The sequence below is a fragment of the Alienimonas chondri genome (genome assembly GCF_013036045.1).
Taxonomy (GTDB): Bacteria; Planctomycetota; Planctomycetia; order Planctomycetales; family Planctomycetaceae; genus Alienimonas; species Alienimonas chondri.
Window position 1 is genome coordinate 1 of the sequence record NZ_WTPX01000165.1, and the last position, 9,768, is coordinate 9,768.

A 9,768-nucleotide genomic window follows, 5' to 3' on the forward strand; every position below is an offset into this window, starting at 1 on the left:
CCCGCAACGCCTCCGCCCCGGCCGCCGCCGCTGCGGGATGATCCGCGGCGATCGCGGCGTGGGCGAACGTCCCGCTTCCCGCGGTCGCAGTCGACGTTTCCGCTGGCGCCGTGGCCGGCGACTGGGCCAGCGCGGCGACAAGCAGCAAGGCGGCGGACATGACGGTTCCGAACCGAAGCGGGGGCGGTAAGATCCGGCCGCCATCATTCCTTTCGCAGCTCCTCACCCCAAGCCGACGCCGTCCCGCCGAGTCGGCGACGCGACCTTTCTCTCGTGCAGCTTCCCGTCCTCACCGCCCCCCCTGCCCCGTCTACGGCGGACTCCGCCGACGACGCTGCGGCGCCGACCTGCCGGTTGGTGACGCTTGGCTGCAAAGTGAACCAGTATGAGACGCAACTCGTCCGCGAAACGCTGCTGGCGAACGGTTATCGCGAGGCCGGCGAGCACGAAGGGGCCGACCTGTGCGTCGTCAACACCTGCACCGTGACCGCGGCGGGCGACAAAAAGGGACGCCAGTTGGTCCGTCGACTGGCGAAGGACAATCCGCAGACCCGCACCATCGTGATGGGCTGCTACGCGACCCGCGATCCCGACGCCGTCGCCCAACTGCCGAACGTCGCGGAGGTCGTCCCGGACAAACGCGAACTGCCGGACGTGTTCGACCGCCTCGGCCTGATGAATCGCCCGGACGGCATCAGCGCCTTCGACGGGCGACATCGGGCCTTCGTGAAAGTGCAGGACGGATGCATCCTGAAGTGCACCTATTGCATCATCCCGCAGGTCCGCCCCGGCCTGCGGACCCGGCCGGCGGAGTCGATCGTCGAAGAAGTGAAGCGACTCGTGGCGAACGGCTACCGCGAGGTGGTGCTCAGCGGCATTCACGTCGGCCACTACGGCGTCGAGTCGACCCGCGGCCGCAGCGGCAAAGCCCCCTACCGATTGTGGCATCTGTTCCGGGAGCTGGACCGGATTCCCGGCGACTGGCGGATGCGGCTCTCCAGCGTGGAGGCCGCGGAGATTCACGACGACTTCCTCAAGGCCGCCGCGGACTGCGAACGCCTCTGCCCGCAGTTCCATCCCTCGATGCAGTCCGGCAGCGACGCCGTGCTCAAGCGAATGCGGCGCCGCTACCGCATCGGTCGGTTCCTCGATAAGCTGGATAGGGTGCGGGACGCCCTCGGGGAGGTCTCCTTCACGACGGACGTGATCGTCGGCTTCCCCGGCGAGACGGAGGCGGAGTTCGAGGAGACGCTGACCGCCTGCCAGCGGGCCGGTTACGTCAAGGTGCACGCCTTCCCCTTCTCCGCCCGCCGCGGCACGCCCGCCGCGACGATGCCCGATCAAGTGCCCGGCGATGTGAAGAAGGAACGCGTCGCTCGGCTTGGTCGCTTTGAACGCGCGCTCGCCCGGCAGGTCTATCGCTCTCGGGTCGGTCGCGAGACCGAGGTGATGATTGAACGCCCCGCCGACCGGCCGGGCTTCGTCCGCGGGACGGACCGTTTCTTCTGCCCCGTCGAACTGCCCGGCGACTTCCAGCGAGACGAGAGTCAATTGATTCACGGCGTGGTCGAATCAGAGTCCGCGGCCGGCCTGATCGCTCGGAGGACCGACCGATGAGCGCTCAACTCATCGCCGTGGAAGGGATCGACGGGTCCGGCAAGGGGACGCAGTCCCGGTTGCTGGTCGATGGGCTCAACGCCGCCGGTCGCCGGGCGACGCTGCTCAGCTTTCCACGCTACAGCGACACCTTCTTCGGCGCCCGCATCGGCGACTTCCTGAACGGTCGGTTCGGCTCGCTAGAAGCGGTCGACCCGTTTCTCGCCTCGCTGCTGTTTGCGGGGGACCGGTTGGAATCGAAGCCCGTGCTCGAAACGGCCCTCGCGGAACATGACGTGGTGGTGCTGGACCGATACGTCGCCAGCAACGTCGCTCATCAGGGAGCCAAGCGAGAGGGAGCGGAGCGGACGGAATTGAAACGCCGCATCGAGCACGTCGAGTTCACGCTCAACGCCCTGCCCCGCCCCGACGTGACCGTCTGGCTGGACCTGCCGGTACCGTTGGCGACGCAATTGATCGCCGCAAAAGCGAAGCGAGACTACACGGACAAGGCCGCGGACCTTCAGGAGGCCGACGCGGAGTATCTGTCCCGGGTGGCGGCGGTCTACGAAGAACTCGCGAACGGCGACGGGTGGGCGAGGGTCCCCTGCTCCGCCGATGGCGAGGTGCGAGGCGTTGACGCAATTGCGACAGAGGTTTTGCTGGCGAGCGGTGGGCGTCAGCCCCCCGGGTGACGCCCGCCGCTTGATCGCTCAGCGGGTGGGCGCTCGCCGCTCGCCGCAATCACGCAGGTCGCGGCAGGCCTTCGACTTCCGGCAGTTCGGCCAAATTTCTCAGGCCGAACGTCTCCAGGAACTTGGGCGTCGTCTCATAAAGAAACGGCCGACCAAGGGTCTGCTCTTCCCCGGCGGTGCGAATCAACTTCTTGTCGATCAGAAGTTGTTTGAGCAGGTCGGCGCTCTGCACGCCGCGGACCGCGTCGACGTCGGCCCGGGTGCAGGGTTGCCGGTAGGCGACGACGGTGAGCGTCTCCAACAGCGGGGCCGACAGGGAATGCACCGTCGGTCGAGCGTGCAGGCGATCAAGCCATGGAGCGAGATGCCGGCGCGTGAGCAACCGCCAGCCGCGGGCGACCCGTTCGACGCGGAACGCCGTCCCGGCGGCGTCGTTGCGGGCGTTCAACGCCTCGATCAGCGCCGTGGCTTCCTTCGTGTCGATCAGCGAGGCGGCTTCCGCCAGTCGTCGCGTCGAGAGCGGCCGATCGGCCGCCATCAACGCGGCCTCCAACCGAGCGAGTTTCGCCGTCGCGGCCGGGAGACCTCCGTCGCGGGGGGCGAACCGATCCACCCGCGACCGTTCCGGGGGCCGCGGCCGCCAGACGCGCGGCAGACGTCCCCAGACGCCGGGTCTCACCGGGTCGGCTCAGCGAGCGCGAGATCGGCGGAGTCGATGCGTCCGGCCGTCGCATCACGGAAGCTGCGAACCTGAGCGAACACGTCGTTCGCGGCCGCGGCGGGGGTATCGGCCTCAGCCTCGAATCGACGGGAGACCACCGGTCCCCCCGGACCCGCGGCGTTCGACAACGTGCAGCCGAAGTAAAACCGATCGCCGGACGGTTCCAAGTCCAGCCGTTCCGCTCCCATCTCCTTCAGCCTCGCGGAGATGGCCCGCACGCCGGCGGTTCCCGCGGTGCGAACTAGGCCGTCAGGGTCCTGAGCCGAAGTCGACCGCACTGGCGTGGCCGGCACCAGGCTCGCCAACGGGGACTCGCCCAGTTCACCGGCGGAGACTTCGCGGGAGGTGGTCACCGCCCCGGGAAACAACGAGTCCTCGCCCGCGGCCCAGCGGACGCCGTCCGATTCGCCGTCGGCGGCCTGCTCCACGCCGCCGAACGGGTCGTCGCCGGAGGGCGCCGGGTCGTCCGTTCCAGGGAACGCATCGTCGAAGCCTTCCTCAGAGAACGTGTTGAGGCGTTCCTCGAGTGCCGCGTCGCCGAGCATCAGCCCCGCCGGCGCTTCGGAGGAGTCCGCTCCCGGCAATCCGACCGCCGCCAGGGTGGGGACCACCAGCAGGGGAGCGGTGAGCAACAAAGTCGACAATGGGCCGTGGGCGTCACGCATCGCGGCCGCCTCCTGACGGGCATTGAGATGCACGGGATGCCGGCGCGAAGGCCGGCGGAAACACGGATTGAGCACGAGGCGAGCCGCCAGAAGCGGTCGATCGAGGCATCCGGGGGAGAGGCGACCGCACCGTGCGGACGCTCCTCCGGCGGGAAACGATGCAACCGCCGTGCCGCTTCGGGGGCGAATCTTCGGGAGATCCTCCCCGCTGCGGTACGAGGGTTGCTTCAGGTCATGAGACGCGGTGGACGCCATCCCACAGCCCAGCGGGGAGGATCACAACGACGGCGGAAACTTCAAGCCCCCGGACTCGCCGAGACTGGCCCCGTTGTAGATCTGACACGCCCGCATCCCCGCCCGCCGCGGTTTCGGTCCATGCCCTCCCTCCGTCGAACGGCTCGTCGTCGAGTCAACGGGTCTCGTAGCTGTCGTCGCCAAGTTCGGGTTCCCCTTGGAAGGAGTCATGAAGTACCGAACCTCCTTCGGTCCCTCACGCCCCGATCCCACCGCCATGAGTCGCCCGGCCGTCGCCTGTTCGCCCTGTCCCGCCGGATGCTCCCGGTCGGCCCGGTCGTCCGCCCCCCCTGCTCCCCCCTCCCGTCGGGCGGCGCTGATCGTCCTCACGGCACGGATCGCGTCGGCGGCGCTGGTCGGCGGCATGCTGACGCCGATCGCCTCGGCACAGGACGCCGCGGGGCAGCCGGAGGCGGCGAAGGTCCACCCGCTCAAAAAAGCGATCAGCTACGCGAAAATCAGCCAGCAGGCGGCGGAGGCCCTCCCCTCCTACACCGCCACCTTCAAGCGGCGGGAGATCGTGAACGGGAAGCCGGTGCAGAATCTCGCCCGCATGAAATTCCGCGCCGAACCGTTCAGCGTCTACCTGCGATTCACGAACGAAGAGAACGCGGGCCGTCAGGTGTTGTACGTCGAAGACCAGAACGACGGCAAAATGATGGTCCGAGAGGCGGCGGGGATCAGTAGCATCGCCGGGACGGTGAACCTCGCCCCGGACAGCGCGTTGGTCACCACGAACAGCCGCCACCCGATCACCCGGGCCGGCTTGGCCAACCTGACCCGCGGCGTCGTCGAGCAGTGGACCGCCGAGTCCCGCTACGGCGAATGCGACGTCAAATACTTCGCCGAAGCCGAGTTGAACGGCCGCCCGGTGGTCGTGATCGAGTCCAGCCACCCGATCCCGCGGCGGGAGTTCCGCTTCGCCCGCACCCGGCTCTGGATGGATAAGGAAACGAAGCTGCCCGTTCGCCTCCAACAGTACGAATTCCGCCGCGGCGGCGGCGAACCGGTCCTGGCGGAAGACTACACTTACACCGACATCAAGACCGACGTGCGGCTCTCCGACCGCGACTTCCACCCGGCGAGCTACAAGCTGTGAGCGGCCTCCTGTGAGCGATCAATCCCCAGACGAACCGTTCAGCGAACCGTCCGTCCCCGAGGGACTGACCCTCGCCGGCGGTCTTGAAGAACTGACGTTCACTCCCGGTTTGGATGACGTCCTTCAGGCCTCTCCCCCGCCCATCGCCCTGGTGCCGACGATGGGGGCGCTACACGCGGGTCACGCCGCGCTGATCGAGCGAGCCGCGGAGCAGATGCGCGACGTCGCGGGCGGCATCGTCGTCGTGTCGATCTTCGTAAACCCCAAGCAGTTCGGGCCGGGCGAAGACTTCGACCGGTATCCCAGGACGCTTAACGCCGACTTGAAACTCTGCCGCGATGCGGGCGCGGAGATCGTCTACGCCCCGAGCGTCCGCGACATGTATCCGGACGAGCATCTGCATCCCGGCGGCATCGCGACCGCGGTCCAGGTCCGCGGCCCGCTGACGGAGACGCTCGAGGGCGCCCATCGCCCCGGGCACTTCGACGGGGTCGCCACCGTGGTGCTCAAGCTGCTGAACATGGTTCGCCCCGCCGTCGCCTACTTCGGCGAGAAGGATTGGCAGCAGCTCGCCGTTATCAACACGATGGCGAACGACCTGAATCTGCCGTACCTGATCGAACCCGTCCCGACGATCCGGGACGACGACGGCTTGGCGCTGTCCAGCCGGAACCACTACCTCTCGCCGGAACAACGGCGGATCGCCGCGGAACTGCCCGCCGCGCTGTTCGCCGCACGCGACGCAATCGAGTCCGGCGTCGATCCCGTGAGCGTCGAAAACGCGCTCGCGGAGCGATTGTCGAACGCCGGCTTCGCCGTCGACTACGCCGCGGTCCGCTGCCCGACCACGCTCGGTCCCCCGCCGGCGAAACCGCCTTTCACCGTGCGAATTCTCGTCGCCGCCAAGCTGGGCGACACCCGTTTAATCGATAACGTCTCTGCGACGCGATCCTCGTCCGCATAGGGCGATCCGAACGAACCGGCCGCATCGCCGAACTCTAGAAGAAGCCGTTTTATGCTGCCCGTGCTGCTGCGAATTCGTCCGGATGAATGGTTCGCCGTTCGGATGGAAGACGGCGTGCCGGTGGTCGGCGTCTGGCTGATCTGCTTGCTGTGGGCGGTTTACGGCGGCATCAGCGTTTGGCTGGCCAAGCAGGCGGACGCACGACGCGGCGACGGCGAGGAGACCGAACTCGCCGCCCAGCGATGGATCGCTGTCGCCGGTCTGGCGGCACTGCTTTCGCTGCCGCTGTGGATCGGGGGGTTGCTGCCGGAGGACTTCGCTGGCGTGCCGGTGTTTGGCTACGGAGTGATGATCTTCTGTGGGTTCGCGGCGGGCGGATGGACCGGCCTGCGGAGGCTCAAGCGGGCCGGGCTGCCCGAGGGACTGGCCTACGACATGACCTTCTGGGCCTTCGCCGCGGGGATCGGCGGGGCGAGATTGAACTACCTGATCCGCGAGCATGAACGCGTCTACGCGGCGCCGGCCGGCACATCGCTGGGGTTGTTCGAGGCGATCAAGCGAACGGTCAATCTGTCCGACGGCGGCCTGGTACTGCTGGGCGGGGTCGTCGGGGCGGCGCTCGCTCTGGTGTGGGTCTGTCGTCGATGGAAAGTCAGCCCCCTGCGGGCCGCGGACGTGGCGATCCCCAGTTGCTTCCTCGGCTTGGCGTTCGGGCGGATCGGCTGCCTGATGTACGGCTGCTGCTGGGGCGACCGGTGCGAACTGCCGTGGGCGATCCACTTCCCCGAGGGCGGCATCACCTATGACGCGCTCGTCGGCCGCGGGTTCCTCTCGCCCGACGCGCCGCGGACCTACGGTCTCCATCCGACGCAGCTGTATAGCTCGTTCAACGCACTGATCCTGTCGGCCCTCACTGCGGCCTACTTCCCCCGCCGGCCGCGGGACGGCGCGGTGCTGGCGATGGCCCTGCTGATCTATCCGCCCGCTCGGGCCACGTTGGAAGTCCTCCGCGGCGACGACACCGGCTTTCTCGACACCGGCCTGACGCTCGCCCAATCCATGGGGATCGTCTTGTTCGCCCTGGGGGCGCTGCTTGCGGCCTGGCTGACGTGGTCTCCTGACGAAAAGAACGAAGGAACCGCGGCCCCGTCGGGTCCGGCCCCGTCGGGTCCGGCGTCCGTGGCGGGATGACGCGGGGGCGGGCAGAATCGCGGTGCACCGGTGATTCCCGGAAGTCCGCGATCGTTCGCCAAGATCGGGGAACTTTTTGCGAAGCCGCGTCGTCTGACGTACGAACCCGGCCGGAAGGCCCCCCGCATCCCCCCCACCCCGCCGACCGCCGCTCCTCAAGCCGCCGCACCGGCCGTGCCGTCGTCCGACCCGCCCTGCGACGGGCCGTCGGACGCCGTCCCGTCCGATGCGGTCCTCATCGCTCGCGCCGTCGATACGACCGCCTCCGGCCGACGCCGGCAGGAGGCGTTCGGGGCGCTGGTCGATCGACACGCCGACCGCGTCCACGACACCCTCGCCAAACTGCTGGGCGACCCGCACGAGGCCTCGGACGCGGCACAGGAAGCGTTTCTGAAGGCGTGGCGGAAATTGGACACCTTCCGCGGGGACAGTTCGTTTCGTACCTGGCTGACTCGAATCGCGTTGAACGCCGCCTCCTCCCGCCGCCGCACCGCCGCCCGCCGCGGCACCCGCACCGGCCTCCCGACCGGCCCCCGGGAAGACGTGCGTGCCCCGGCGCCGGACGCGGCGGCCCTGTGTGACGAACGAAACCGGGCCGTCCGCTCCGCGATTGCCGAACTGCCGGAGGACTACCGGGTCGTCGTCGTTCTGAAAGAATTCGAGGATCTCTCCTACGAAGCGATCGCCGAGGTCGTCGCCGTGCCGGTCGGCACCGTCCGCAGCCGTTTGCATCGTGGTCGGGCGGAACTGCGTCGCCGTCTGGCCTCGCTTTTGACCGAACGGTCTGCGGAGCCCTGCCCGGGGGGAACGCCCCGATGAGCGACCGCCTCCCTCCCGCCGCGGACGACGCGGGCGAATTGCCCTTTGACGACGTGGCCGACGCGGCTTTGTCGGCACTGCTGACCGCATTGCCCCGGTCCCCCGCCCCGCGGGGCTTCCGCGACGGCGTGCTCGCCGCGATCGCCGTGGACCTGGAAGAGCCTCTTACAGAGGACGACCCCGTCGTCCCGGAGAATTCTCGCGCCGACGCCCCGCCGGATGTCGCCCTTGGCCCGGACGCAGGAACCGCCGATCCCGCGCCGTTGTGGCGACGGAGCCTGCGCATCGTCGGCGGTCTCGCCGTCACCGCGGCGTTGTTGGCCGGCGTGGCGCTGTTGTGGCCGCCGATAAAGGACGGCGCCCGCGGCGTCGCGACGAACGATGCGGCCGGCGATGCCTCCGCCCGGCTTCCCGAACTGGCGGAGGCCGACGGGGCGACGATGCGACCCGGCCCCGGCGGTCCGCCGGCTACAGCGATTCCCGTCCCGGAACTCGCGGACGCCGTCGCCCCCCGAGAACTGATGGAAGCCGCCCCCGGGAGTTTCGGAGTCGACTCGCCCACAAACGCCCCCGCGGAGTCATTCGGTCGCTTGGCATCGTTGTCCAATGTCGTGCGGGTCGTCCGCGTTCAGAGCGTGTCGCCGCTTTCCAACTCTCTCGCGGTGCACCAGTTCGAAACCGTCGCCATGCGAAATTCGATCGTGCCGCGAAACGGTCGGGACAAACAGGCGGGGTTCGGGATCCCGCCGACCGCTGATAAGGGCGCCGGCGAATCGGCCGCAGCGCTGGACATTGAAACCTCGACGACGCAGGACTTTCAGCTGGAATCGCTGCCGGGGCCGGTCGGGGTGCTCGTCGTCGCGGAGCCGGCTCAGTTCGAGCGGACTTTCCAGGAGTTCCGCGACGGCCTCACGGTGCTGCCGGAGACCGCCGGGGCGATCGTCTCCGATGGGGAGCCGCTGAAGTCCGCCGAAGCCGCTCGATTCCTCGTTCGTTCCGAACTGAGCCAGCAATCGACTGACGGTGTGAACGATCTGGGAATGAGAGCGACGAACTCGGGTCGCGGAGCGAACGCTCCTTCGCCCGGCGCTCCGCTGGGAGGCATTTCGCAGGACGGCAATGCGGGCGGCGGTTTCGGAGGAGCGACGGCCCCGCTGGATTCGGCAGGGTTGGGCCAGCCTGCAGATCCCGGCAGCCGACGATTGTCGGCTCTCCCCTATCAAATGCGGGTCGCCCCCCCGGCAGGATCTTCAACTCTGTACGCAGCGCCGCCGGAGGCCGGTTCAGGCGGGGCCGCGCCCGCGACGCGGGACATGCAATTCGAGAAGTCGCCTGCCGAGACGGAACTCGATTCTTCAGAGGAGGAGCGGATTACGCCGGGCGAGCCTCCCCCGGACAGACAGGACGACGGTCGCGTTCCGATCCTGGTGCTCTTCGAGCCGCCGCCGGAGTCGACCGAGCCGGTCGCCGGCGAGTCGCCGCCATAAAACCGGCGGGTTCGTCACATTCGTTACAGCTTCGCACCTTCGGGGGCCGACAGTTGACGAGGGCGAGGACGGCGCCGGTCGCGTGGCCGACCGCTGGCCTGCCCCGCCCGATCGACGCGAAGCGGCTTGTCGCCGCCGCATCCGATCGGCGCCCCTCGCCGGGGAGGAGCGGTTCAACCGCCCCCCGGCCGTCGCGAACAGAGCCGGATTGATGCGCCCCGTGCCCCGCCCTTCCGC

9 protein-coding genes are annotated in these 9,768 nt (G+C 68.8%); 7 read left to right on the forward strand and 2 right to left on the reverse strand.

The window, feature by feature from the left end; all coding sequences use genetic code 11:
* Positions 1-273 precede the first annotated feature (273 nt).
* Both mtaB and LzC2_RS18175 read left to right on the forward strand, forming a co-directional pair.
* Positions 274-1,617 (forward strand): tRNA (N(6)-L-threonylcarbamoyladenosine(37)-C(2))-methylthiotransferase MtaB, encoded by a 1,344-nt coding sequence (gene mtaB / locus LzC2_RS18170; RefSeq protein WP_171189450.1) that lies wholly within the window; start codon positions 274-276, stop codon positions 1,615-1,617.
* Positions 1,614-2,291, forward strand: a complete 678-nt coding sequence (locus LzC2_RS18175) for a nucleoside/nucleotide kinase family protein (RefSeq protein WP_171189451.1) — start codon at positions 1,614-1,616, stop codon at positions 2,289-2,291. The genes mtaB and LzC2_RS18175 overlap by 4 nt, the downstream gene beginning before the upstream one ends.
* A 49-nt stretch (positions 2,292-2,340) precedes the next feature.
* Here LzC2_RS18175 and scpB read toward each other — a convergent pair whose 3' ends face one another.
* Together scpB and LzC2_RS18185 are read right to left on the reverse strand one after the other, a co-directional pair.
* A complete protein-coding gene (gene scpB, locus LzC2_RS18180) occupies positions 2,341-2,904 on the reverse strand; it encodes an SMC-Scp complex subunit ScpB (RefSeq protein WP_171189452.1) in 564 nt (187 codons plus the stop codon).
* A 62-nt stretch (positions 2,905-2,966) separates the two neighbouring features.
* Entirely contained in the window at positions 2,967-3,677 is a 711-nt protein-coding gene (locus tag LzC2_RS18185; protein WP_171189453.1) for a hypothetical protein, read from the reverse strand.
* A gap of 511 nt (positions 3,678-4,188) precedes the next feature.
* Here LzC2_RS18185 and LzC2_RS18190 point away from each other — a divergent pair.
* The 5 genes from LzC2_RS18190 to LzC2_RS18210 all read left to right on the forward strand — a co-directional run bounded on the left by LzC2_RS18190 (position 4,189) and on the right by LzC2_RS18210 (position 9,531).
* Positions 4,189-5,070 (forward strand): DUF1571 domain-containing protein, encoded by an 882-nt coding sequence (locus LzC2_RS18190; RefSeq protein ID WP_171189454.1) that lies wholly within the window; start codon positions 4,189-4,191, stop codon positions 5,068-5,070.
* A 10-nt stretch (positions 5,071-5,080) separates the two neighbouring features.
* Entirely contained in the window at positions 5,081-6,034 is a 954-nt protein-coding gene (panC, locus tag LzC2_RS18195) for a pantoate--beta-alanine ligase (protein ID WP_206678786.1), read from the forward strand.
* Positions 6,035-6,085: 51 nt separating this feature from the next.
* The gene (locus LzC2_RS18200; protein WP_171189455.1) at positions 6,086-7,225 is read left to right on the forward strand and encodes a prolipoprotein diacylglyceryl transferase; all 1,140 of its coding nucleotides are present in this window, start codon (positions 6,086-6,088) and stop codon (positions 7,223-7,225) included.
* A gap of 174 nt (positions 7,226-7,399) precedes the next feature.
* Positions 7,400-8,044, forward strand: coding sequence for a sigma-70 family RNA polymerase sigma factor (locus LzC2_RS18205; protein WP_171189456.1), 645 nt, complete (start codon positions 7,400-7,402; stop codon positions 8,042-8,044).
* On the forward strand, positions 8,041-9,531 hold the full coding sequence (locus LzC2_RS18210; RefSeq protein WP_171189457.1) for a hypothetical protein: 1,491 nt from the start codon (positions 8,041-8,043) through the stop codon (positions 9,529-9,531). The genes LzC2_RS18205 and LzC2_RS18210 overlap by 4 nt, the downstream gene beginning before the upstream one ends.
* The last annotated feature ends 237 nt before the right edge of the window (positions 9,532-9,768 follow it).